The organism is Corynebacterium phoceense (genome assembly GCF_900092335.1).
Classification (GTDB): domain Bacteria; phylum Actinomycetota; class Actinomycetes; order Mycobacteriales; family Mycobacteriaceae; genus Corynebacterium; species Corynebacterium phoceense.
Genome location: NZ_LT596208.1, coordinates 1 through 25,636, shown reverse-complemented (window position 1 = coordinate 25,636; position 25,636 = coordinate 1). Strand labels below are relative to the sequence as shown.

The window sequence follows — 25,636 nt, the reverse complement described above, 5'->3', positions numbered from 1 at the left end:
TCGTCATTCATGCCGATACCAAGGTTGGCTTCCCGGAACGCAACGTGGGTCTCTACCCCGGCTGGGGCGGCTCCATCGCCATGCTCGAGCACAACCTGGAGGCTGGCCACGCCGATGCGCACCAGCGCGCCTTCGACTTCATTGCCTCCGCGACTCCCGCGCCGAACGCCTATTTCGCCCGTGACGTGGACGCCGTGCGCGAGAGCGACGTCATCCTCATGTCCCCTGACCACGTTCTTGCCCGCGCTATCGAGGAAGCCGCCGCATTGGCTGAGGGGTACACGCCCCGCACGGACGTCTCGCTACCGCTCTACTCCGGCCAGCCGCCGCTCGACGCCGCCTGGCCACTCGAGGACACGACGGACAATGACCACGCCATCGTGGCCCAGCTCGCGAAGGTCTACACCGCGGGCTCGCTCGACGAGCAGGAGGCCGCCGGCGACGCGAACGGCGCGGCCGCGCTCTCCTACTCAGAATCCAGCGACCGTGAGGTCGAGCTCGATGTCCCCGTCCTGCTCTGGCCCGCCAACGTGGAACGCTCCGCGCACATGGCGCGCACGCGCACACCGCTGCGCAACTAAGCGGCGGGGTCCGCCTGCTCGGCGGCACCGATAGCCACAACGCCCGAATAAGGCCTCAAAATTTTGAGGGCTCTTCCGGTTTTAGAGTGCATTGATTAGTTCGCCGGGGGTTCGGGCGTGGCACAAGATATTGGGGTCCTTGGCTTTGTAGGAATAAGGGTGTCTAATCCATCCGTACAAACCAAGGACCTACTGTGCAGCCTAACGGAAATGTCATCGTCGATACCATCTGCCGCACCGCAGAACTAGGAGTTACTATCACCGGGGCCGCAGAACACGGCGATGTCACCGTCATCGAAGCCGAGCCCGTCGAGCCCATCAATGAATGCCCCACGTGCGGTCAGCCTGGAGTATTCCGCGACCACGTCATCCGCAGCCTGGTCGATCTGCCCATCGTCGGCCACCCAACACGCCTTCATGTGCGCCTTCCACGCTACCGGTGCACCAACAAGCGCTGCTTGCAGAAGATCTTCCGCGCGGGCCTTACCTGCGCGCCCGACAATTCAAAGACCACGGACAGGGTGACCCGCTGGATACTGCAACGACTCTGCCTAGATCGGATGAGCGTTGCCGCTGCAGCCAAGTCATTAGGCCTGGGGTGGGATACCACCAACGCCTTGGCCTTAGCCGCTGTCCAGGACTTGATCTACAACGACGAGCACTACCTCGACGGGGTCAAGGTCATCGGTGTTGATGAGCATCGCTGGTCGCACAACCGACGCACATGGCGCGACGGATACGTCACCGTCATCGTTGATATGACCGACCACCACGACAAGGATGGAAACGTCATCCGCCCCGCTCGGCTTCTTGACGTTGTCCCAGGCAGAAGCGCTGACGCGTTACGAACATGGCTGAATAATCACAGCGAGCAGTTCCGCGATCAGGTCAAGATCATCAGCATGGACGGCTTCCAAGGCTATGCCACCGCCGCTGGCGAAGTCATTCCCAACGCCACCCAAGTCATGGACCCGTTCCACGTTGTACGCCTGGCCGGTGACAAGCTCACCAAGTGCCGCGCCAGGCTCCAGTTAGAAACAACAGGCCGACGTGGCCGCAGCAAAGACCCGCTCTACCGCAACCGGAAAACTCTGTTGACCACCGAGGGCTTGCTCACCGACAAGCAGCGCGGGAGGCTTGAGGAACTGTTTGACTTCGACGACGACTACGCGCCGCTACAAGAGACCTGGACCTACTACCAACAAGTCATAAGCTGCTACAACAATCCCAACAAGCAAGCAGCCAAGAAAGCCATGAGCACGCTCATTGACACGCTTGTTGACATCAAAGACGCCGGGATCGCTGAGATCGCGCAGCTAGGCAGGACCATGAACAAACGCCGCAAGGACATCCTCGCCTACTTCGACCACGGAGTATCCAACGGACCTGTCGAAGCGATTAACGGTCGGTTGGAATTCCTACGCGGCATCGCCCTGGGATTCCGCAACCTCGACCACTACATATTGCGGTGCCTGATTCACGCCGCCAACATCCGACACAAAATCAATGCACTCTAAAACCGGAAGAGCCATTTTGAGATCCACGGTCTTATTCGGACGTTGTGGCTATTTTCGGTGGGGCCGACTCGTTAGACTATCGGCGTGTCTGACTCTCCCGAAATCTCTGCCTCGACGCTCTCGTCGCGCGCCCGCACCATCGTGCTCGTAGTCGCGCTGCTCAACCTCGCGGGCTGCCTCGTCGAGGCGGGCATCGCCGCGGCCATTGGCTCGGCCTCGCTGTTCGCGGACGCGGCGGACTTCCTCGAGGACTTCCTCATCAATATTCTCGTCGTCACGGCGCTGGGATGGTCGCTCGCGAGCCGCCGCAAGGCCAGCTACGTGCTGGCCGGACTCATTCTTATTCCGGCATGCTCGGCGATCGGCATGGCCATCTGGAAGATGGTGACGCACGAGCCGCCGGAAGCCCTCACCCTGTCGGCGACGGCCGTGGGCGCCATGATCATCAATCTTGTCTGCGCGCTGCTGCTCGCGCAGCTGCGTAACGCGGGCAGTGCGCTCACCCGCGGCGCGTGGCTCGCCGCACGCAATGACGTGGCGGCCAACCTGCTCATTCTGGCCGCCGGCGTCGTCACGATGTTCTGGTTCAGCGCGTGGCCGGACATCGTGGTGGGACTTGTCATCGGCATCATCAACCTGCGCGCAGCGAATGAGGTCTTCGAGCAGGCTCGCGCCGAAGACCCCGAGTTGGAAGAAGACTAACTACTTGTACGCCGAGAAGCCCGTGATCTTCTTGCCCATGATGAGCGACTGGACGGTGTCCGTGCCCTCATAGGTGTGCATCGCCTCGATATCGGCGAAGTGGCGAGCAATGTGATTATCGAGCAGGATGCCCACGCCGCCGAGCATGTCGCGGGCATCGGCAGCAATGCGGCGCGCGGCGCGGGTGTTGTGGAGCTTGGCCATGGACGCCTGCTCCGGCGCGAGCGTGCCCTCCTCCTCGCGAGTGGAGGCCTCGCGGCACATGAGCATCATCTGGCTGAGATCAAGCGCCATGTTCGCCAGGCGCTGCTGGATAATCTGTGCCTTGGCGAGCTCGCGGCCGAATTGCTGGCGCTCGAGAACGTACTCGCGTGCAATTTCGTAGCAGGCGACGGCCGACCCCAGAGCCATCCATGCCACGCCAATGCGCGTCGCCATGAGCACGCGTGCGGTGTCTTTGAAGCTCTTTGCGTTGGGCAGCTGATTCGCCGCCGGCACGCGGCAGTCCGTGAGCGTGATGTGCGCCTGGTGGATGGCGCGCAGCGAGAGCTTGTTCTCGATGACGGTCGCGGAATAACCCGAGGTGTCCTGCGGAACGATGAAGCCGGAGACGTCGCCGGACTCGAGGCGAGCGTAGACGATGGTGATGCCGCCGGAGGCGCCGTTGCCGATCCACTTCTTCTCGCCGTTGAGGATGAACTCATCACCGTCGCGTACGGCGGTCGTCTCCAAGGCGATGGAATCCGAGCCGTGATTCGGTTCTGTGAGCGCAAAGGAGCCGAGCAGCGAGCAGTCAGCCATGTCAGATAGGTATTTTTTCTTCTGCTCGTCAGAGCCGAGCATCGCAATCGAGCGCATGGCCAGGCCCGCCTGGACGGCGATGACGGTGCCCATCGACGCGTCGATGCGCGTGACTTCCATAAGCGCCAAACCTGCTCCTAACGAGGACATATGCGCATGACCGTCGACCTCGAGACCGTCCGTCATGACGTCCTTCTCACCCAGCAGGCGCACGAGGTCAAGCGGGTACTCCGCCTTCTGCCAGTGCTCGTTGATGACGGGGAGGCAGGCGTCGCGGAAGGAGGCGGCGCGGGACCATGTGGCGGCATCGGCAGCAGTGATGCCGTCGAAGACGCCCAGGAAATCGGTTATAGACTCAAACAGGTTGTGTGACATGACGCCTCCCGGCACGCTCGCGTACGAATGATTATTAGTTTGCTATTGTGACGAGCATAACACGTCCTGTCAAGCACTCGACCCATTTCCCCATCCAGAAAGGCAGTCCGCGCCATGGCCAATCAGAAACGCCGCGACCAGATCTCCGCCGCAGCTCTCGCCCTCTTCGATGAGCGCGGCTACCACGCCACCGGCATGGAAGACATCGCGAAGGCGGTGGGCATGCGCGCCTCGAGCCTGTATAACCACTTCCACTCCAAACAGGAAGTCCTCGCGGACATCTCAATCACCGCAATGGAAGACATGCTGCGCGCCAACGCCGCAGCCCTCGCCGGCATCACGGGGCCGCGCGAGCGACTCGCGGAAACCATGCGCACGCACATCGTTTATCACACCACGCAGGCCATGCGCGTGCGCGTGCTCACTGCGCACATTTCATCCCTCGAAGAACCGAGCCATTCCATCGTTCTCCAAGCCCGGCGCGATTATGTCGCGCGCTGGATGACCGTGGTCAACGAGGGCGTGACGGAGGGAATCTTCAGCGCACCCGACGTAAAAATTGCTTGCTGGGCGCTCATCGACATGGGTCTCGGCGTAGCCAATTGGTACTCGCCAGAAGGCGCGTATTCACCAGAGCAGCTGGGCGAGATGTACGCCCAGTTTGCCCTGCACCAGCTGGAAACCCCCTAGATTCAGGTCACATTTTCTGAAAAATTGTGCTTGACGCCACACCGGACTACCACTACCCTTGGCAGGCAACACGCGAATAGTCATTCGCATTTCGCGGTTGAATTCAGAGCACAAGGAGCATCCCCCATGTCCACCAACAAAGTTGTATCCGACCTCTCTTCGGCACTCGACGGCCTGGAATCCGGCATGAGCATGGCCGTGGGAGGCTTCGGCATCTGCGGCAACCCCCTTGTCCTCTTGGAGGGCATCGTCGACACCGGCGTCACCGACCTCGAGGTCTACTCCAATAACCCGGGTACGCAGATCNCCGCGCTGGTGGAGGCGGCATCGGAAGGCTTCTACCCAGCTGCAGGCCAGGTGCTCTCCTCGACGGGCAATCCCGTCGAGCTGCCGGAGCGCCCCGGCGTGGTGACGCTCGCGGGGCTCCGCGCGGCAGGCGCCACGGCAGTGCTCGAGCACGAGGCCGGGACCTTGCACCACGTCGATGCCGAGGGACGCGGGATCGGCATCATCGACCTCCACACGCCACTCAACTCCCTGCCCACGGCAGGGCTTGCATTCCTCCGCGCCTGCGTGGAGCACGCGGCCGAGGCAGAGGATATCGACGCACTCGTGATCGGCAACGACGAGGCGCGTGCGTTCAGCGCCGGCGCTGATCTGCCTACCATCGCCGAGGCCGCGGCATCCGGGGATGCCGAACGCGTACGAGGTCTCATCCGCGACGGCTCCGAGACCATGCGCGCCCTGCGTTTCGCGCCCGTGCCCATCGTGGGNATCGACGACAAGCACCTGGGCCTGGCGCTGCTCTTTAACGCCAAACAGGTAGCTAAGTTTGGTGGCTCCTTCATCGGCTTCAACAAGGAATTCGAGCGTCAGTTCTTCGCTGGCGAGCTCGAGGTCGACCTCATCCCCCAGGGGACCCTCGCGGAGAAGATGCGCGCGGGCGGCGCGGGAATTCCGGCGTTTTACACCGCGACGGGTGTCGACACGGCGCGTGCGGACGGCGGCCTGCCGGTGCGCTACGCGCCGGACGGCACGCTCGTGAAGGAATCGGAGCCCATGGAAACGCGCGAGTTCACCCGCAATGGCGTCACGAAGACCTACGTGCTCGAGGAATCCCTCGTCACGGATTTCTCGCTCCTGCGCGCGTGGAAGGCGGACACAGAGGGCAACCTCGTCTTTCGTAAGACGGCGGGCAACTTCAATGCGGACGCCGCGATGTGCGGCCGCGTCACCGTCGTCGAGGTGGAAAACCTCGTCGAGGCGGGGGAGCTCGACCCCAACGAGATCGACGTGCCCGGCATCTTCGTCGACCGCATTCTAGAACTCACCCCGCAGCAGGCCGAGGACAAATACATCGAGCGCCCGACTTTCCGCACGCGTGGCGAGGGCGGCGGCCGCCCCGAGGACCCACACACCCCGGAGAAGGGCTGGTCCCGTCTCCAGATCGCGGAGCGCGCGGCGCAGGAGCTTAGCGATGGTGAGTACGTCAACCTTGGTATTGGCATGCCCACGGCGGTCTCCAATTACATTCCGGAGGGCATCAAGGTCACTCTCCAGTCCGAGAACGGCATCCTCAACACTGGTCCGTACCCGTATGAAGAAGACATTGACGCGGACCTCATCAACGCCGGCAAGGAGTGCGTCACCATCCTGCCGGGCGGCTCCGTCTTCGACTCCTCGACCAGCTTCGCCATGATTCGCGGCGGCCATGTAAACACCGCAGTCCTCGGCGCCTTCGAGGTCTCCCAGACCGGCGACATCGCAAACTGGGGCATCCCAGGCAAGAAGATGAAGGGCATGGGCGGCGCCATGGACTTGGTCAAGGGCGCCCAGCAGGTCATCGCGATTATGGACCACACCGCGCCCGGCGGCGAGTCCCGCATCCGCAAGGTCTGCGAACTGCCGCTCACTGCCAAGGGCGTGCTCACCAAGATTGTCACCAACCTCTGCGTCTTCGAGGTGACTCCAGATGGCCTCGTGCTCACGGAGCTCGCCCCCGGCGTCACTGAGGCCGACGTCGCCGCAGCGACCGAGGCGGATTACACCTCGCAGCTGCCCGTCGCTGTGAGCTAACCTGCTGCGGAAATACTCGCGGGGCCCGGGGCGTCTGACTAGGTGTCATTTAATACCGAAATTAAAGAGTAACTTCATGCGCATCGACATCTGGTCCGACATCATCTGCCCGTTTTGCATCATTGGCAAGCGCCACCTTGAGCTAGCACTCGAGCGCTTTGAACACGCGGACGAGGTCGACATCCATTGGCATAGCTTCGAGCTCGATCCGAACGCCGCCCCATATTCCGGCTGCAACGTCGTGGACATGGTGGCGAGTAAATACGGCTCCACCCGCGAGCAGGCCGAGGCCGCCCAGCTCGACATCGCTCGCCGCGCCGAGGCCGTCGGCCTCACCTTCAACTGGGAGGTCGCCAAGCCCGGCAATACCTTCGCCGCACACCGCCTCATGCACGCCGCGTGGGACTACTTCGCTGCCCAGCCTGCCGATGCCCCCGCCCCCTCGCCCGCCGCCGTCGAAGAGGCCTTCATCACCGCCTACTTCACGGACGGATTGGATATCTCCGACCCGGAGGTGCTCCACGCCATCGCCACGGAACTCGGCCTGCCCGCGCAACGCGTCACGGAGGTCCTCGACTCCGACGCCTACGCCGACGCCGTGCGCGCCGACGAGGACCACGCCCACCAGCTGAGCATCACCGGCGTGCCTTTCTTCCTTATTGAAAACAAGTGGGCATTCAGCGGTGCCCAGCCGGTCGAGCTCTTCGTCCAGGCCCTCAACCAGGTCTGGGATGAGACCCACAAGCAGCCCGCGGCGCTCAACGTCATCGGCGGCATCGACTCCGGAGCGGCCTGCGGCCCGGACGGCTGCTAGCTGCCACCCCGGATCACAGTTGTCTCTACAGGATCGGTGAGTTCTAAAGAGAATCGCGAGTTCTAAAAATTCTAAAGGCGCGACCAATTTCTAAAAGTTCTAAAATCTATGAAGAACCTCGTCCTCTACCACCGAGAAAGAACACGCCGCGATGATCCCCGATAGCAACCCCTTCCGACCGAGCTTTGGGGCGTCACCCCTCAAGCTCGGTGGTCGTGATTTCGAAGTTAATTCCTTCCTCTATGGACTCTATGGCGGCGTAGGCAGCATGCAACGTGTTGTCCTCATCAGCGGCGCGCGCGGCATTGGGAAAACTGTTCTGCTCAACGAGTTCGAAGACACAGCCCGTTCCATGGGATGGATAGTCCTCCGTGCCTATCCCGATGCCCACATGGTGGAGCACCTCCGCGACTCCGCTATCCCCGAAGCGCTCGCGGCACTCGATTACGCGCCGCGCGACGGTCGCCGTATCTCCGGCGTCTCGGTCGCTGGCATCGGCTCCATCAAGGTCGATGCACCTCCGCCTGCGGATACCCCGCTCCCCACGCTCATCTCACGCCTTCGTGCCCTGGCACGTGCGGCACACGCGCATGAGGCCGGTATCCTCCTGACTCTCGACGAGATTCAGGCTGTCGATGTTAACCAGCTCAGCGAGCTCGCAACGGCAGTCCAGGATCTTGTCCGCGATGATGCCGATATCGCCTTTGCCTCTGCCGGACTCACCTTTGGTATCGATGCTTTATTGAAACACCCCGGCACGACGTTCATGCGCCGCGCACATCGTCTCGAGCTGGCCCCACTGACCGACGAGGTAGTCGCCCGTGTCCTCACCGAAACAGCAGAATCAGGAGGCAGGCGCTTCACCGAATCAGCGCTTTCCCGCGCCGTTGAGCTCGTACATGGGTACCCTTACCTCATCCAGCTCGTCGGCGCCCTAGCGTGGACCAAGGCATCCATCGCCGGCACCACGGTCATGACTGACAAGCATGTCACCGAGCTCGCTCCTGAAATCGTCCAGCACATGGGCAATCAGGTCCACGCCATTGCGCTGAAAACCACTACCGACCGCGAGCACGAGTTCCTCTCCGCGATGGCCCAGTGCGACACTGACCAACTCGGAGCAATCCCCATCGCCGCCATCGCTCAGCGACTGGGAAAGACCACGAAGGCGCTCTCCATGGTGCGTCGCGGGCTCATCGACAAAGAACTCATCACGCCCGCTCGCTATGGCGCGCTCCGTTTTGTACTCCCCTACTTCCAGGACTATCTGCTCATGCAGACGCATCGCTAAAACGCTCAAGGAGGGGAAGCCCACACAGGACTTCCCCCTTGTCACTCTGCGAGACGGCGTTTAAGCCGCAATCTCGTGCGTGCGGTGCGACAGCGTCTCGTCATCAGTGCCCGGCGCAGTGCCGAGTTCGCCAGTCTCCTCGTCTTTCGTGCGGTTAAGCCACACGATAGAGAGCAGCAACCCGCCCCAGATGACGACGATGAAGAGAATCATCAAGATGATGGCGCTCGTGTTCATGATGGTGCGTCCTTTCTATTAGTTCTGGGTGGTCGGGTTGGCCAGCGGATTGGGAGTGCCCTTCGGTCGACCCTTGGCAGGAACGCCGTAATCCGAGGTCTCGAGACCGTCGAGGTGCTGGGAACCGCGGAACGTGAGCAGCGGACCCACGATGGCGATCGCGAAGATGGTCGCCATAACCGCCCAGCCGTAGAGACCAATCTGGGACTGCATATAATCGCCGTACGGCTCCTTGATGAGGCTCATGATCTCAGTGACGAGGAAGTAGACGAGCAGCAGCGGAGTAGCCACGAAGGTAAGGAACTCCCACACCAGCCCGACGCGCAGCGCGGACACGGCGTTAATGTGCTGCGCAATCTCGTTGCGGCGACCGAGTACCCAGCCCACCATGATGAGCGCGCAGACGCAGCCGAAGACAATGCCCAGATTGTTGGTGAACTTATCCATGACGTCGAGGGTGACGAGGCCCGACTGCGTGGAGAAGAGCAGGCACGACACGATGGCCATGACGGTGCCAGCGTAGAGAGCAGCCTTCTTTCGCGAGATGCTGAACTTATCAGCGACGCCAGCGAAGACGACCTCCATGATCGAGATCATCGAGGTGACACCAGCCAAGAAAAGCGAGCCGAAGAAGAGGAAGCCGAAAAGCCAACCAAGCGGCATGGAGTTGATAATCGTCGGGAAGGCGATGAACGCTAGGCCAATACCGGAGGAGACAACCTCGTCGACGCCCACGCCCTGTTGTGCGGCCATAAAGCCCAGTGTCGCGAAGACGCCGATGCCAGCGAGGACCTCGAAGGAGGAGTTCGCGAAAGCCGTGACCAGGCCCGTGTTCGTGATGTTGGTACGCGGCTTGAGGTAGGACGCGTAGGTCACCATGATGCCGAAACCGATGGACAGCGAGAAGAAAATCTGGCCGTAAGCAGCAATCCAGACGGACGGGTCAGTGAGCACCGACCAGTTCGGCGTGAAGAAAGCATTGAGACCGTCCACGGCCCCATCGAGGAAGAGTGCGCGGACCACGAGCACGATGAACATGACGGCCAGGACCGGCAGGAAGATGGACGTGAGCTTGCCGATGCCCTTGTTGATATCCGTCGCAAGAGCCGCGATGCAGATGATCCAGACGAGGGCCATAACGAGCAGAATCGGCCAGACGAAGTGCGCCGAGTAATTCACCGAGGTGTCTGCCTGGAGGAAGTCACCCATGAAGTACTCATCCGGCTTATCGCCCCAGCCCTGGTTGAAGGACTTGACAGTGTAGATGGCCGCCCACGCGACGATGGCAGCGTAGTAGATGGCAATGAAGAAGTTCACACCCACCTTGAACCAGCCAATCCACTCCGCCTTGGACGAGATGCGGCGAAAGGCCAGCGGCGTCGAACCGCGGAAGCGGTGACCAAGGGCGAGGTCAAACCACAGAATGGGGATACCCGCGGTCAGCAGCGCCACGATGTACGGCACAAGGAACGCGCCACCGCCGTTTTCGTATGCGACGTAGGGGAAGCGCCAGATATTACCCAGGCCGACGGCAGAACCAATCGCGGCCATGAGGAACACCAGGCGCGTATTAAATGTGTCTCGCTCAGAGCGAGTCCTCACTTCATCCGACATAGAAGCCACCTTGTCTTTGTCCGGGGGTCATGCCCCGGAAACCCGATAGAAAGACGATGCTGAGCAAGTCCCACCCGGCACCCCACAATGAACATTTCTCTCCCAAACCGCGGGAAAGCAGTGCGCAACGTGTATGNGCGCCACCGCCGTTTTCGTATGCGACGTAGGGGAAGCGCCAGATATTACCCAGGCCGACGGCAGAACCAATCGCGGCCATGAGGAACACCAGGCGCGTATTAAATGTGTCTCGCTCAGAGCGAGTCCTCACTTCATCCGACATAGAAGCCACCTTGTCTTTGTCCGGGGGTCATGCCCCGGAAACCCGATAGAAAGACGATGCTGAGCAAGTCCCACCCGGCACCCCACAATGAACATTTCTCTCCCAAACCGCGGGAAAGCAGTGCGCAACGTGTATGAACAGGAATCATAATCTACCTAGCGATCGATAGGTAGAAGATCGGCGAAATTTGTTTTCATATGTTTGCCCACGGATGAGCTGCTAGTTCCCAGTACTGCGAAGAGCTAGACGTCACGCAACAAACTTTGCACAGGATCACGCTGCACACGCTCGCCGAATACCCATCCTCATGCGCCTCCGTCGAGTCCGCACAGGCAACACCACCATGACGGAATACTCTGCACCTTTGCGAAGCCAGAAGCCGCACGAACCCTATTGCTTCGCTGCGCTGTGCAGCCCATGTGTCTCCGATAGACTTACCAGCATGAAATTGACACGCGTTTCCCTCAAGAATTGGCGGAATTTCCGAGAGCTCAACGTCGACATTCACAACCGCCTTTTCGTCGTGGGCGCGAATGCCTCGGGAAAATCTAATTTTCTCGATGCTCTGCGTTTTATTGGAGAAATCGCGCGCCGCGGCGGCGGCATGACATCTGCCCTCGACACGCGAGGCGGTATGAAAAACGTGCGCAACCTCAACGCACGGAATTTCAACCGTGGCCAAGTCACCTTCGAGCTACACCTTCAAGACGACTCGCATGACTGGATATACCGACTCAGCCTGCACCAGGAAAAGAACGGTTTACACCGACCACTCGTCGCTGAGGAGGCTGTATACAAAGATAAGAACGAACTTCTCCTTCGCCCTAATTCCGACGACATGGACGATCCAGAGCTGCTCACCCAGACTCACCTAGAACAGATTGCCGCCAATAAGTCTTTCAGACAGCTGGCAGACTTCTTTTCTTCAATCGAGTACTTTCATCTTTCTCCCCAAGCCTTGCGCGAGACCGCTCACGGTGCTTCAACCAGCGACGCCTTTGGACGCGGGTTCTTGGCTGAGATCAATTCCGTTCCGGAACAAACACGAAACGCGTGGCTTGGCCGCATTCAGGCCGCGCTCACTGCGGCCGTTCCTGAATTCGAATCACTCAAGCTACAGGTCGATAGATCCGGCAATCCGCACCTCGTAGCCGGGTACCGGCACTGGCGCAAAGAGGCCGCGCATCAACAAGAAACGGAGTTTTCGGACGGAACGCTCAGGCTCATCGGTTTACTGTGGGCGGTGATTTCTAAATCCTCGTCGTCCGGCTTGCTCTTGCTTGAGGAACCTGAGCTGTGGCTCAACTCTGGAATCGTGCGTGTGCTTCCCACACTCTTCGCGCGCGCCCAGCGCGGAAAGTCGATGCAGATAGCAATGTCGACGCACTCCCCTGATCTGCTCGATGACGAAGGCGTCGACCCCGCAGAAGTTCTCGCTCTGCGTGTCGGACGCGAGGGAACAACAGGCACCCTCCTCTCCGAAATCGAGTCGGTCCATGCCGAGCTGGCGGCTGGCCTTCCGCTCTCTGATGTCGTTGACGCTCTCATCAATCCCCATGGCCTCGATGGGCTCATCAGCGTCGCCAGTTGAAATGGACAACCATGCTCATCAACTATGTCGTTGAAGGTAATTCCGATAAAGGCGCTGTCCTAGCACTTCTCAAAGCAACAGGACATCAACCGGCATACTCTTTCGTCAAACGTGGATACGCGCAGCTTGATAAACATACACCGGGGTATGCCCGTGCAGCTGAGCTCGATCCCTCAACAGGCTGGTTAGTGCTGCGCGACAGCGATGGAGCTTGTCCCGTTGAGCTACGAGCTGAAGTGCCCCAGGTTTTGTTCCGTTTGAGTAGATGGGAAAATTTGGAACATGCCGAGAAAATTTGATCAGGATGCGAAAGACCGTGTGGTCCGCCTCGTGGAAGACCGCATCCTGGCGGAGAACATTTCTATGCAGGCAGCCTACAAGATCGTGTCACCAAAGCTGGGTGTGTCGTGGCACACGGCGAGGCAATGGACGCAGGCCGCTCGTCGCGAAGGACGTGTTGTGGAATCAATGCCCGAGGACCTTGCTGCAGAAAACGCACGGTTGCGTCGCGAGAATCAAGAGTTGCGGGACACCAATGAGTTGTTGAAAGCCGCTTCGGCTTTTTCGCGTCGGAACTCGACCCGAAACGTCGGAAATGATCCGGTTCATTGATGAGTACCGGAATCGTTTCTGCGTCGAGTTCATTTGCCAGACGTTAAACACGCATCGCGAAGGCGGTTTTCTTAGCTCGCGTGGGTACCGCCAATCCAAGGCCCGGGGCTTAAGCTCCCGCGCTCTTCGCGACGCTGCCCTTGTAGAGCATATTCGCGACGTTCATGCTGAAAATTACGGCGTCTACGGGGTGCGGAAGATGTGGCGCGTGCTGCAACGCCGGGGCGTTGACATTGGCCGCGAGCAGACAGCCCGGCTGATGCGCAGCGCTGGACTGTCCGGCAAGGGAAAAGGTGGGGCACCTGTCACAACGCGCAAACCCACAGGCCCGGATCTTCGCCCAGATTTGGTTAATCGTGAGTTTAAGGCTCCTGGCCCTCATCGGCTGTGGGTAGCGGACATTACGTATGTGCGCACCAGGAAAGGGTTTGTGTACACAGCTTTTGTCACTGATGTGTACTCCCGGAGGATTGTCGGGTGGGCGTTGTCTGATTCGATGCGTACTGAGGCGTTGCCGCTGCAGGCGTTGAACCAGGCGATCGTGTGCGCCAAGGAAACGGCGGGCCTAATTCACCATTCAGACCACGGCTCACAATATGTGAGTATCGTCTACAACGAGCGCCTGGCTGAGCACGGAATTACGGCGTCTACCGGCACTGTTGGTGATTCCTATGACAATGCTTTGGCTGAGAATGTCAACGGCTCCTACAAGAATGAGCTGATTCATAGGCGCTCATGGGCCGATGTCGTCGACGTGGAAATCGCGACGTTCGAGCGGGTTAACTGGTGGAACGAATCACGGCTCCACCAGAGCCTGGGCTACCGCACCCCAGCTGAAGTCGAAGCCGAATTTTGGGAACACGACCCCAGTCGAGAAATAATGGAAATCAAGGCAAATGCCTAGGAACAAAACCCGGGGCACTTCAGGAGCGCTGATACTCCTGCTCCAGACGCTCTGTCTCTACACAGTGCATTACATGAGCCATTACATGCGCTGTTTTACTGCACTGTGTACTAGCCATTCCATTACGCACTACGCTGGCGCACTTCAAGTTCATTGAAATCTTCTCAGACATTAGTGGTTCTCCTTCAAGTGAAGAATGCTTTAACTGGCCCCACCTTACCGGCATTCCTCTCAAACTTGGCCTCTGTTCGCTATGAGCGTTGGGGCACAGCGCCTAAGGCGCATACGGAAGCTGGGTTAACATTTACTCATGTCTGTTTCTGAGCTGTCCACCAGTACCCAGAACTATTTGAAAGCTATCTGGGGGCTAAAGGAATGGTCATCCGAGCCCGTTACCGCCACACTTATAGCGAAACAGCTGGGACTCAAGCTCTCCTCGGTCTCCGATGCAGTGCGCAAAATGTCGAAGCAAGGGCTCGTGTCACACACGCCCTATGGCTCTGTGGAGTTAACCGAACTTGGCAGGCAGTACGCATTGGTCATGGTGCGCCGCCACCGATTGCTTGAGTCTTTTTTGGTTCAAGCATTGGATTATACGTGGGACGAGGTCCATGATGAAGCCGAAAATCTTGAACACGCGGTGTCTGACATGCTCATAGAGCGCGTGGATAAGTTCCTCAATTACCCCACTAGGGATCCACACGGCGACCCTATCCCTACGGTTGATGGACAGGTCACTATCCCCAGTGCGCACCGTCTCACCGACAGCGGCGCACAACCGCAGGTGACCGTGGAACGCATTTCTGATTCCGACCCACAACTGCTGGCCTTCCTCAAAGAGCAAGGCATCGTCATTGGGGCTGTTCTTACCACGCGCGAAGGAACGCCCTTTTCAGAATCGCTCGAAGTACAGGTAGCCGACAGTACTCAGTGGGTAGTACTTGGGCGCCCAGCTACGGACGCAGTGTTTGTAGCACACCACAGCCTGTAGTCTTTCCCTTTCTCATTAATCCTGTCCCTACCTGCCCTTTTAAAAACTACGGTGCGGCGTAGTTTGCAACTACGGTAGTACGTAGTTAATCTTTTCGATCATCACCTATCCCACTTATGGCTAAGGCCAGGATGAGCAGGATTGTCATGTCAGACTCACCAGATTTGGTGTACTTTTCTAGCGTTTCTGAAAACACAAAAAGATTCGTCGAACGCTTAGATAGACCCGCAGTGCGCATTCCACTGCGGCCCAAGAAAACCGGAATGATCCAGGTTTCACACCCGTACGTACTCATCGTTCCAACCTACGGCGGTGGCTCGCTCAAACGCGCAGTCCCCAAACAGGTCATCGACTTCCTCAATGACCCAATCAACCGTTCCTTTATCCGGGGCGTGATTACCTCAGGCAATACCAACTTCGGAAGCGCTTACTGCGTCGCCGGCCGCATCATTTCCGCTAAGTGCCACGTTCCAGAGCTGTATCACTTCGAGCTACTCGGCACGCAGAAGGACGTTGCCGCTGTAAAGCAGGGCCTTCACAAGTTTTGGGAGCAGCAAAGCAACTAACAATTACACCCCATTGATTTCCCACAAAATGAAGACCACATCCGCAACACACAGATTGGAAACCACAATGCCGCCACTTAAGGCCACCCCCACACAGCCCATTGGCCCTACGCCCCGCACCGCTTCAGCAGACGATGCCGGCGGTGTCGGTAAGCGCAAGAGCTACCATGCACTCAACGCGCAGCTGAACCTATTCGACGATTCGGGAAGAATCCAGTTCGACAAGGACATTGAGGCAACACAAGACTTTTTAGCGCACCATGTCACTCCCCGCATGCATCAGTTTGAATCCACCAAGCAGCGCTTGGAGTGGTTGGTTGATAACGAATACTACGAGCGGGAATTCCTTGAGCTTTATGATGACGATTTTCTGTGCACTATGTACGACAGAGCCCACCGAGCCAAGCATCAGTTCCGCACTTTCCTCGGCGCATTTAAGTTCTTTACTTCATACGCACTGAAAACCTTTGATGGCTCGCGATTTCTGGAAGGCTACGAAGAACGCGTCGCCACCACAGCTTTGTACCTTGCACAGGGCGATGAAGAGCTTGCGGAGAAGCTGGTGGATGACATCATGACCGGACGCTTCCAGCCCGCCACCCCTACTTTTCTCAACGCAGGAAAAGCCCAGCGTGGCGAAATGGTCTCCTGCTTCCTCCTTCGCATCGAAGACAATTTGGAAAGCATTGGCCGCAGCGTGAACTCTGCACTGCAGCTTTCAAAGCGCGGCGGTGGTGTGGCCTTGTTACTGAGCAATCTGCGCGAATCCGGAGCCCCAATCAAAAAGATTGAGAACCAAGCTTCCGGCGTAGTCCCAGTCATGAAAATTCTGGAAGATAGCTTCAGCTATGCCAACCAATTGGGCGCTCGACAGGGCGCTGGAGCCGTCTACCTACATGCGCACCATCCAGATATTCTTCGTTTCCTGGATACCAAGCGGGAAAATGCCGATGAGAAAGTCCGCATTAAGACTCTTTCGCTGGGAGTTGTTATTCCAGATATAACCTTCCAGCTGGCCAAAGAGAACAAGGATATGCATCTTTTTAGCCCGTATGACATCGCTCGCGAGTACGGCGTAGCCATGTCTGACATGTCTATCACCGAGTATTACGACGAGCTGGTTTCCAATCCGCGAATTTCTCATACGACTATCAAGGCCCGCGAGTTTTTCACCACGCTGGCTGAGCTTCAGTTTGAATCTGGATACCCCTACATACTCTTTGAGGATACGGTCAACCGCGCTAATCCCCTCAAAGGACATATCAATATGTCCAATCTGTGTAGTGAGATCCTCCAGGTCAACACGCCATCCACCTACGGCGCCTCAGGTAACTACACCACCGTTGGCCAGGACATTTCCTGCAATCTAGGGTCGCTCAACATCGCTAAAGCTTTTGAATCACCGGACTTTGGGGAAACTGTTGAAACCGCGGTGCGCGCTCTCACGAAGGTCTCAGACCTAACAAATATCGAAGCTGTTCCTTCCATCGCTCACGGTAATGCATCCATGCATGCCATCGGGTTGGGCCAAATGAATCTCCACGGTTTCCTGGCTTCCAAGCGTATTCCTTATGGCTGCGCCGAAGCACTGGACTTTACAAATATCTATTTCCTGACCGTGACCTATCATGCGCTCCGTGCATCCCATGCGCTAGCGGTTGAGAAAGGTCAACGATTCACTGGCTTTGAAGAATCCACCTATGCCACTGGCGTCTACTTCGACAAGTACATCGACCAAGACTGGGCGCCGGCCACTGACCACGTAAAACAGCTATTCCATGAGGCTGGCGTGCAGATTCCTCAACGCGAGGATTGGTTATGGCTCAAGAACCAAGTGATGCAAGACGGCATCTACAACGCCTACTTGCAGGCAGTTCCACCCACTGGATCAATTTCCTACATCAATGACTCCACCGCGTCCATACACCCGATTGCCTCCAAGATTGAAATACGCAAGGAAGGCCGCTTGGGGCGCGTGTACTACCCCGCACCGGAAATGACCAACGACAACTTGGAGTATTTCGATGACTCCTACACCGTGGGGTACAAAAAAATCATCGACACCTACGCTATGGCCACCCAACACGTGGACCAAGGGCTTTCCCTGACTTTGTTCTTCACCGCTGACACCACTACGCGGGACATCAACAAGGCACAAATCTATGCCTGGAAAGCCGGAATCAAGACCTTGTACTACATCCGTTTACGCCAACCTGCACTCCAGGGAACCGAGGTCGAAGGCTGCGTTTCCTGTGCTCTGTAGGAACACGGTCCTTCCTTCACTCACAACCATCCATCAAGAAAGAAAGAAGCTATGTCTTTAACATCAAACACTGCTGAGCTAACCAGCATCTCAGTTACGCCGCCAAGTTACCGGCATGACCCTTCAGCCCGCATCCGCGCCATCAATTGGAATCGGGTGAGCGATGAGAAGGATCTTGAAGTGTGGAACCGCCTCACCGCCAACTTTTGGTTGCCAGAAAAGGTTCCACTTTCAAACGATCTCCCGGCGTGGCAGAGGATGACACCGGAGGAACGCAACCTCACCATGCGGGTGTTCACGGGACTCACCACCCTGGACACCGTCCAGGCCACTGTGGGCGAAATCTGTCAGATCCAAGATGCCCGCACCGAGCACGAGGAGGCCGTGTATACCAACATCGCCTTCATGCAATCAGTCCATGCCCGTTCTTACTCTTCAGTGTTTTCTACTTTGAGCAGTACGAAAGAAATTGATGAGGCATACCGCTGGGCGGTGAATAATGACCTTCTCCAGGCACGCGCCAAAAAAGTGCTCACTCATTATTTTGGACCCGATCCACTCAAGCGCAAAGTGTCATCGACGCTGCTTTCCTCGCTGCTTCTCTACGCGGGTTTCTATCTTCCCCTGCATTTTTCCGTCCACGCCACCCTGACAAATACGGCAGACATGATTCGCCTCATTCTGCGTGACAAGGCAGTGCACGGTTACTACTCAGGCTACAAGTACCAGCGCGGACTGGAAACGTCTGCTCCACAACGGCAACAGGAGATGCATGATTTCACTATTTCCTTGCTCGAAGAGCTTTATGCCCTAGAGCTGGATTATTCCGGCGAGCTATATGAGCCGTTGGGGCTCATGGATGATGTAGCTGTATTCGTTCGCTATAACGCCAATAAGGCGCTCATGAATTTGGGCTACCCGGACTACTTCCCACCTGAAGAAACGGAAGTGAACCCGGAAATCCTCGCTGCCCTAGCACCTGGAGCAGATGAAAACCATGACTTCTTCTCCGGCTCCGGTTCCTCCTATGTCATTGGCACCGCTGAAGAAACGAGTGATGATGACTGGGATTTCTAAACCGTTTCCACGACCAGACCAAGGAAGCTGGCTTGAGACCATCGCGCTGTTTGAAGCCATCCGCGAAGGAAACCAACCAGCAGCCATGCGGCTTTTGGATACGTCCGCCGCACGGGAGGCCGTCCTCGGGGGACTGTTAGGACTCATCGAACTGTACTTCCGCCATGAAGAAGACAAAGTGGATAACTTTCTTACTGCCGCCCACGCCGCCGGGCCACCGCCTGCCTTTGGCTGCAAGCCTTTTCTCCCTTGATCGCACGTACCTACGCCCAACTAAGAAGAAAGGACTTCCTATGACCACCCCACGCATTAGTGTTATCGTCGGCAGCCTGCGCCGCGGCTCATTTGCGCGCAAGATTGCACACGAAGTGCTCACAATGATCCCTGAAAACTACCAGGCAGACATCGTTGAAATCCGTGACTTGCCGCTCTATGACTTCGACTACGATGACCCCTCGGTCACGGACAAGCCCATTCCAGCTGAGTACACCACTTTCCGCGACACCATCAAGAACTCGAGCGGCGTCCTCTTTGTTACCCCGGAAAATAACCGTACTATCCCTGCCTGTCTCAAGAATGCAGTGGACATCGGTTCCAAGCCCAACTCGGATGTGGCTTGGAAGAACCTTCCCGCAGGTATCATCAGTCACTCTGTAGGCCGCATGGGCGGCTACAGTTCACAGAAGAACCTCCGGCTCGCCCTGTCCTACTTCGATATGCCGCTTCCTGGTCAGCCCGAGGTATTCCTTGGCCAATCCCCCACCCTCTTCGAAGACTCCGGCCATCTCAATGAAGGCACCGCAGGCTTTGTCAAAGACTACGTTATACGCTTCCTGCAGTTGGTCGACATGACATTAACAGCCAAGCACAGCTAGCGACGGCGACTAACCCTAGCCACCGCCCTCTACGAAGTACTTGAAGGCTTCTAAAGGGCCTTCTCAAAGACACAAACCCCGGATTCACACTCATCCTTGAGTTACCTGAATCTGAACCCAGGACGCTTCAAAAAACACCGCTCTAATTCTTCGATTTTCGCTGAATTAGAGCGGTTTTAGCGCTGTCGCTGGACACTGACCCTGGCGACATCCTGTTAGGCCGCTACAGGGCCATACAGGGCAGGGGAGACCCCCATCTACGGCTTGCCGCCGTCGGGGGACTCCTTGTCACCGTCGGGAGACTCCTTGCCACCGTCGGGGGACTCCTTGTCACCGTCGTGGTCGCGCTGTTGCTCCTGCTGGCGGCGCTTAGCGATGCGTTCCAGCGCGCGACGCAGTACTGCAGCGCTTTCCTCCTGAGTACGGTCGATGACGATCTCGCGGTACCGTTGCTTCATCTCTGGGTTGCTGTCAATCTCGACCCGCAAAAAGTCCTGATCAACATGCGAAATCTCCTGCAACGACTGCGTTGCTTCCTCGATGATGATCTTCGCTTCCTGCTCTGCTTCCTCGCGCGTTACTGCAGCGTCACGTGTGGCCTCATCATGTTCTTCACTGCCGAATTCTTCGGCAAGGTCAAGCAGCTCATCTGCCTGAGCTTCAGCGAGACCCAGCGTCTGCTCAGCTTCTTTGCGTGCGTCACTGCGGATCTGCTCGGCTTCTTGCTCGGCCTTTTCGCGTGCTTCGCTGCGGAGCTGTTCAGCTTCCTGCTCTACACGCTTGAGCTTGGCTTCGGCGGCGCTCTCAACCTCCTTGGCACGGTCCAGCAACTCTTCCGCCTGTGCCTCGGCAAGACCCAACTCCTGTTCAGCATCCTTCTGTGCATCACCACGAATCTTTTCGGCGTCCTGCTCGGCCTTCTCGCGTGCTTCTTTGAGTACGCGCTCGGCAACCTCGCGAGCCTGCTGTTCAGCATTTTCCTGCACACGCTGGGCTTCTTCACGGGCCTGCTGCGCCCGTTCGAGTTCTTCTGCAGCTTGCTTGCGGTCTTTCGCTGCAGCATCGACATCTCGCTGTACGGAGCTGTGCTTCCGTTCCACCTCGTCCTCACGGTTCGCAAGGTCGCGCTCCCGGTCCTGCTGTTCGACGTAACGGTCAAGATTCAGCGACTCATTGTGACGTTCAGACACATCTAGCTCTACCGGGTAACCCAACGCGTACATGTGCTCTCGAAGTCCACGCTGCGCGTCGATGAACTTCTGGTTCCCGGAGATTTGTTTGCCCTTCTTCGGGCCAGATATGTACCGCACCGACTCATCAGTGTTGTACGCGATGCCGGGCCGGCAGCGGAGCTTGTCGGGATCATCCGGCTTCGGCGAGAACGTATCAGCCTGGAACTGGATGTGTGGCGTTGATTCGTCGAAGTTCATATCCCCACCGGCTACGGCATCGATGCCGCCGGGGATGAAGTTCTCGGCGAGCCAACGCATCGACTCTTCGAGATACTGCTTCGCTGCTTCGTAGTCGCGTGCTACCAGCCGAGGCCGTTTCACTTCGCGACCGTCTACCTCACTTGTGTAATAGTCCGGGATTTCTTTACACATCGACTTCGGTAGATGCACGACGAACAACGACGTTTCAAAACTGTTCTTCTGCACGCGCACGCCGTCCATCCGGGCGTCTTGGTACGCCAAGACTTCCTCGACGGACGCAGTGAAGCGTCCTGGGTTTAGTTCCGCTTCTTTTACGGCCCTGTGTTGATGGGCTGGGTGAGATAGTACTCGGTTTTTTTTGGGTTTGGTGTGTGTTTGTTTTGGCCTATTAGTACCAGTAGCCTTAACATTTTGCAATGCTTCCAGGTCTGGCCTATCAACCCCATAGTCTTTAGGGGGCCTTGTAGTGAAACCTCATCTTAAAACAGGCTTCCCGCTTAGATGCTTTCAGCGGTTATCCCTTCCGTACGTAGCCAACCAGCGATGCTCCTGGCGGAACAACTGGCACACTAGAGGTACGTCCGTCCCGGTCCTCTCGTACTAGGGACAGCCTTCTTCAAGTTTCAGCGCGCGCGGCGGATAGAGACCGAACTGTCTCACGACGTTCTGAACCCAGCTCGCGTGCCGCTTTAATGGGCGAACAGCCCAACCCTTGGGACCTACTCCAGCCCCAGGATGCGACGAGCCGACATCGAGGTGCCAAACCATCCCGTCGATATGAACTCTTGGGGAAGATCAGCCTGTTATCCCCGGGGTACCTTTTATCCGTTGAGCGACACCACATCCATAAGTAGGTGCCGGATCACTAGTCCCGACTTTCGTCCCTGTTTGAGCTGTCACTCTCACAGTCAAGCTCCCTTGTGCACTTACACTCAACACCTGATTGCCAACCAGGCTGAGGGAACCTTTGGGCGCCTCCGTTACATTTTGGGAGGCAACCGCCCCAGTTAAACTACCCACCAGGCACTGTCCCCAACCCAGATCATGGGCCAAGGTTAAGGTGCTCAATCCGATCAGAGTGGTATTTCAACAACGACTCCACCATCACTGGCGTGATAGTTTCTAAGTCTCCCACCTATCCTACACAAACCGAACCAAACACCAATACCAAGCTATAGTGAAGGTCCCGGGGTCTTTTCGTCCTGCCGCGCGTAACGAGCATCTTTACTCGTAGTGCAATTTCACCGGGCCTGTGGTTGAGACAGCAGGGAAGTCGTTACGCCATTCGTGCAGGTCGGAACTTACCCGACAAGGAATTTCGCTACCTTAGGATGGTTATAGTTACCACCGCCGTTTACTGGGGCTTAAATTCTCAGCTTCGCACATCAACGATGTACTAACCGGTCCTCTTAACCTTCCAGCACCGGGCAGGCGTCAGTCCATATACATCAACTTAACGTCTTCGCATGGACCTGTGTTTTTGATAAACAGTCGCTTCCCTCTATTCTCTGCGACCCCACACCGCTTCAAGCCGCAAGGACTTGTCACGGTATGTGGTCCCCCTTCTCCCGAAGTTACGGGGGCATTTTGCCGAGTTCCTTAACCACAGTTCACCCGAACGCCTTAGTATTTTCAACCTGACTACCTGTGTCGGTTTAGGGTACGGGCCATATACATACATCGCTAGAGGCTTTTCTCGACAGCACGGGATCACCAACTTCACCCCAATCGGGCTACGCATCACGTCTCACCTTCAATTGAGGCACGGATTTACCTATGCCTCCGGCTACACGCTTACACCAACAATCCATTAAGCGGCTTGGCTACCCCACTGTGTCACCCCATCGCTTGAACCACACATCAGGCCCCACGACATCAACAACACCAACCAACAAAGTTAGTTAAGTGTCGTATCCGCGGTGGTTAGTATCAGTGCTTTATCAGGGGCGCATGTATACGGGTACCAGAATATCAACTGGTTATCCATCGACTACGCCTGTCGGCCTCGCCTTAGGTCCCGACTCACCCTGGGAAGACGAACTTGACCCAGGAACCCTTAGTCATCCGGCGGGTAGGATTCTCACCTACCAATTCGTTACTCATGCCTGCATTCTCACTCGCACATACTCCACGCCGCCTTACGGTAACGCTTCACAACATGCACGACGCTCCCCTACCCAATAACAAAAGTATTGCCGCGGCTTCGGCGGTGTGCTTGAGCCCCACTACATTGTCGGCGCGAAACCACTCGACCAGTGAGCTATTACGCACTCTTTCAAGGATGGCTGCTTCTAAGCCAACCTCCTGGCTGTCTTCGCGATCCCACATCCTTTTCCACTTAGCACACCCTTAGGGGCCTTAACCGGCGATCTGGGCTGTTTCCCTCTCGACTATGAAGCTTATCCCCCACAGTCTCACTGCCGCACAACACATTAATGGCATTCGGAGTTTGGCTGACATTGCTAAGATTGTAGTCCCGCTCAACCAACCAGTAGCTCTACCTCCACCAAGCTAATGCGACGCTGCACCTAAATGCATTTCGGGGAGAACCAGCTATCACGGAGTTTGATTGGCCTTTCACCCCTACCCACAGCTCATCCCCGCAGTTTTCAACCTACGTGGGTTCGCGCCTCCACAACCTCTTACAGCTGCTTCACACTGGCCATGGGTAGATCACCCCGCTTCGGGTCCAGGACATGCCACTAAAAAAAAAACAATGCCTTCGGTATACCCACAACTGTGGGCTAAATAAAGCTCCTTAGAAAGGAGGTGATCCAGCCGCACCTTCCGGTACGGCTACCTTGTTACGACTTCGTCCCAATCGCCGATCCCACCTTCGACAGCTCCCTAACGAGTTTGAGCCACTGGCTTCGGGTGTTACCAACTTTCATGACGTGACGGGCGGTGTGTACAAGGCCCGGGAACGTATTCACCGCAGCATTGCTGATCTGCGATTACTAGCGACTCCAACTTCATGGGGTCGAGTTGCAGACCCCAATCCGAACTAAGACCGGCTTTCAGCGATTCGCTCCACCTCACAGTGTCGCTGCGCATTGTACCGACCATTGTAGCACGTGTGAAGCCCTGGACATAAGGGGCATGATGATTTGACGTCATCCCCACCTTCCTCCGAGTTGACCCCGGCAGTCTCTCATGAGTCCCCACCATAACGTGCTGGCAACATAAGACAAGGGTTGCGCTCGTTGCGGGACTTAACCCAACATCTCACGACACGAGCTGACGACAACCATGCACCACCTGTATACAAGCCACAAGGGAAACTACATCTCTGCAGCAATCCTGTATATGTCAAGCCCAGGTAAGGTTCTTCGCGTTGCATCGAATTAATCCACATGCTCCGCCGCTTGTGCGGGCCCCCGTCAATTCCTTTGAGTTTTAGCCTTGCGGCCGTACTCCCCAGGCGGGGCGCTTAATGCGTTAGCTACGGCACGAACCCCGTGGAAGGGACTCACACCTAGCGCCCACCGTTTACGGCATGGACTACCAGGGTATCTAATCCTGTTCGCTACCCATGCTTTCGCTCCTCAGCGTCAGTAACTGCCCAGAGACCTGCCTTCGCCATCGGTGTTCCTCCTGATATCTGCGCATTTCACCGCTACACCAGGAATTCCAGTCTCCCCTACAGCACTCAAGTTAGCCCGTATCGCCTGCACGCCCGGAGTTAAGCCCCGGAATTTCACAGACGACGCGACAAACCACCTACGAGCTCTTTACGCCCAGTAATTCCGGACAACGCTCGCACCCTACGTATTACCGCGGCTGCTGGCACGTAGTTAGCCGGTGCTTCTTATACAGGTACCGTCACAAAAAGCTTCGTCCCTGTCGAAAGGAGTTTACAACCCGAAGGCCTTCATCCCCCACGCGGCGTCGCTGCATCAGGCTTCCGCCCATTGTGCAATATTCCCCACTGCTGCCTCCCGTAGGAGTCTGGGCCGTATCTCAGTCCCAATGTGGCCGTACACCCTCTCAGGCCGGCTACCCGTCGACGCCTTGGTAGGCCATTACCCCACCAACAAGCTGATAGGCCGCGAGCTCATCCCCAACCGCAAAAGCTTTCCACCTTCCACACTAAAGAAAGGTCATATCCGGTATTAGACCCAGTTTCCCAGGCTTATCCCAAAGTTGAGGGCAGATCACCCACGTGTTACTCACCCGTTCGCCACTCGAGTACCCGCAGCAAGCTGCAGGCCTTTCCGTTCGACTTGCATGTGTTAAGCACGCCGCCAGCGTTCGTCCTGAGCCAGGATCAAACTCTCCACAAAAACCAATCAGAAAAAATCCGATAAAGGCTTATAGGCCGTGAAAAGCCCAATACCAAAGCAAAA

Annotated in this window: 19 protein-coding genes, 2 pseudogenes and 1 other annotated feature; of the genes and pseudogenes, 16 read left to right on the top strand and 5 right to left on the bottom strand. The window is 57.3% G+C overall.

The features are described from left to right. From BN9444_RS15050 to BN9444_RS04300, 3 genes and pseudogenes are all read left to right on the top strand, one after another. A pseudogene (locus tag BN9444_RS15050) lies at window positions 1–581 on the top strand (3-hydroxyacyl-CoA dehydrogenase/enoyl-CoA hydratase family protein); the annotation flags it as partial. A 194-nt stretch (window positions 582–775) separates the two neighbouring features. Beyond that, a complete protein-coding gene (locus BN9444_RS04305; RefSeq protein WP_066509688.1) occupies window positions 776–2,098 on the top strand; it encodes an ISL3 family transposase in 1,323 nt (440 codons plus the stop codon). Between the two features lie 84 nt (window positions 2,099–2,182). Further along, entirely contained in the window at window positions 2,183–2,800 is a 618-nt protein-coding gene (locus tag BN9444_RS04300) for a cation efflux transmembrane domain-containing protein (protein WP_068801488.1), read from the top strand. On the opposite strand, the gene BN9444_RS04295 is transcribed toward BN9444_RS04300, so the two are convergent. Beyond that, the gene (locus BN9444_RS04295) at window positions 2,801–3,976 is read right to left on the bottom strand and encodes an acyl-CoA dehydrogenase family protein (protein WP_068801487.1); all 1,176 of its coding nucleotides are present in this window, start codon (window positions 3,974–3,976) and stop codon (window positions 2,801–2,803) included. A gap of 114 nt (window positions 3,977–4,090) precedes the next feature. Between BN9444_RS04295 and BN9444_RS04290 the strand changes: the two genes are divergently transcribed. The 4 genes from BN9444_RS04290 (at window position 4,091) to BN9444_RS04275 (ending at window position 8,847) form a co-directional block, all read left to right on the top strand. Continuing rightward, window positions 4,091–4,666: a TetR/AcrR family transcriptional regulator gene (locus BN9444_RS04290; RefSeq protein ID WP_068801486.1), complete on the top strand. Its 576-nt coding sequence runs from the start codon at window positions 4,091–4,093 to the stop codon at window positions 4,664–4,666. Between the two features lie 126 nt (window positions 4,667–4,792). Continuing rightward, window positions 4,793–6,742, top strand: a complete 1,950-nt coding sequence (locus BN9444_RS15405) for a 3-oxoacid CoA-transferase subunit B (protein ID WP_077210035.1) — start codon at window positions 4,793–4,795, stop codon at window positions 6,740–6,742. A gap of 76 nt (window positions 6,743–6,818) precedes the next feature. After that, window positions 6,819–7,556, top strand: a complete 738-nt coding sequence (locus tag BN9444_RS04280) for a DsbA family oxidoreductase (RefSeq protein ID WP_066511596.1) — start codon at window positions 6,819–6,821, stop codon at window positions 7,554–7,556. A gap of 151 nt (window positions 7,557–7,707) precedes the next feature. Continuing rightward, a complete protein-coding gene (locus BN9444_RS04275; protein WP_066511587.1) occupies window positions 7,708–8,847 on the top strand; it encodes an ATP-binding protein in 1,140 nt (379 codons plus the stop codon). Window positions 8,848–8,907: 60 nt separating this feature from the next. Here the strand turns inward: BN9444_RS04275 and metS are convergent, their stop codons facing one another. From metS to BN9444_RS15035, 3 genes and pseudogenes are all read right to left on the bottom strand, one after another. Next, entirely contained in the window at window positions 8,908–9,084 is a 177-nt protein-coding gene (metS, locus tag BN9444_RS04270) for a methionine/alanine import NSS transporter subunit MetS (RefSeq protein ID WP_068801485.1), read from the bottom strand. Between the two features lie 18 nt (window positions 9,085–9,102). Then, entirely contained in the window at window positions 9,103–10,698 is a 1,596-nt protein-coding gene (locus BN9444_RS04265) for a sodium-dependent transporter (protein WP_196131501.1), read from the bottom strand. A 22-nt stretch (window positions 10,699–10,720) separates the two neighbouring features. Further along, window positions 10,721–10,978, bottom strand: a pseudogene (locus BN9444_RS15035) (sodium-dependent transporter); the annotation flags it as partial. A 442-nt stretch (window positions 10,979–11,420) separates the two neighbouring features. Here BN9444_RS15035 and BN9444_RS04260 point away from each other — a divergent pair. The 9 genes from BN9444_RS04260 (at window position 11,421) to BN9444_RS04225 (ending at window position 19,857) form a co-directional block, all read left to right on the top strand. Continuing rightward, window positions 11,421–12,569, top strand: coding sequence for an AAA family ATPase (locus BN9444_RS04260; RefSeq protein WP_066511567.1), 1,149 nt, complete (start codon window positions 11,421–11,423; stop codon window positions 12,567–12,569). 11 nt (window positions 12,570–12,580) lie between these two features. Further along, window positions 12,581–12,868 carry a hypothetical protein gene (locus BN9444_RS14090; RefSeq protein ID WP_141681485.1) on the top strand — a complete coding sequence of 96 codons (288 nt, stop codon included), beginning with the start codon at window positions 12,581–12,583 and terminating at the stop codon, window positions 12,866–12,868. Next, window positions 12,852–14,085, top strand: a protein-coding gene (locus BN9444_RS04250; protein ID WP_199872843.1) for an IS3 family transposase whose coding sequence is annotated in 2 segments (ribosomal slippage) — window positions 12,852–13,141 and window positions 13,140–14,085 — 1,236 coding nt in all. Because the reading frame shifts where the segments join, the coding sequence is not laid out codon by codon here. Before BN9444_RS14090 ends, BN9444_RS04250 begins: the two co-directional genes overlap by 17 nt. Before the next feature lie 310 nt (window positions 14,086–14,395). After that, window positions 14,396–15,076, top strand: a complete 681-nt coding sequence (locus BN9444_RS15400) for a metal-dependent transcriptional regulator (protein WP_022862719.1) — start codon at window positions 14,396–14,398, stop codon at window positions 15,074–15,076. A gap of 116 nt (window positions 15,077–15,192) precedes the next feature. Further along, window positions 15,193–15,642: a class Ib ribonucleoside-diphosphate reductase assembly flavoprotein NrdI gene (gene nrdI, locus BN9444_RS04240; RefSeq protein WP_052093126.1), complete on the top strand. Its 450-nt coding sequence runs from the start codon at window positions 15,193–15,195 to the stop codon at window positions 15,640–15,642. 67 nt (window positions 15,643–15,709) lie between these two features. After that, on the top strand, window positions 15,710–17,905 hold the full coding sequence (gene nrdE, locus BN9444_RS04235; protein WP_034666261.1) for a class 1b ribonucleoside-diphosphate reductase subunit alpha: 2,196 nt from the start codon (window positions 15,710–15,712) through the stop codon (window positions 17,903–17,905). A 51-nt stretch (window positions 17,906–17,956) separates the two neighbouring features. Further along, window positions 17,957–18,982 (top strand): class 1b ribonucleoside-diphosphate reductase subunit beta, encoded by a 1,026-nt coding sequence (gene nrdF, locus BN9444_RS04230; protein ID WP_077210033.1) that lies wholly within the window; start codon window positions 17,957–17,959, stop codon window positions 18,980–18,982. Next, window positions 18,963–19,235 carry a hypothetical protein gene (locus BN9444_RS14085; protein WP_133065267.1) on the top strand — a complete coding sequence of 91 codons (273 nt, stop codon included), beginning with the start codon at window positions 18,963–18,965 and terminating at the stop codon, window positions 19,233–19,235. The genes nrdF and BN9444_RS14085 overlap by 20 nt, the downstream gene beginning before the upstream one ends. A 40-nt stretch (window positions 19,236–19,275) precedes the next feature. Then, complete coding sequence (locus tag BN9444_RS04225) at window positions 19,276–19,857, top strand: NADPH-dependent FMN reductase (RefSeq protein ID WP_022862715.1); 582 nt, start codon at window positions 19,276–19,278, stop codon at window positions 19,855–19,857. A 257-nt stretch (window positions 19,858–20,114) separates the two neighbouring features. On the opposite strand, the gene BN9444_RS04220 is transcribed toward BN9444_RS04225, so the two are convergent. Further along, window positions 20,115–21,551, bottom strand: coding sequence for a coiled-coil domain-containing protein (locus BN9444_RS04220; RefSeq protein ID WP_199872842.1), 1,437 nt, complete (start codon window positions 21,549–21,551; stop codon window positions 20,115–20,117). Between the two features lie 106 nt (window positions 21,552–21,657). Then, window positions 21,658–25,573 (bottom strand) — a sequence feature (most likely nonfunctional fraction of RNA operon). Between the last annotated feature and the right edge of the window lie 63 nt (window positions 25,574–25,636).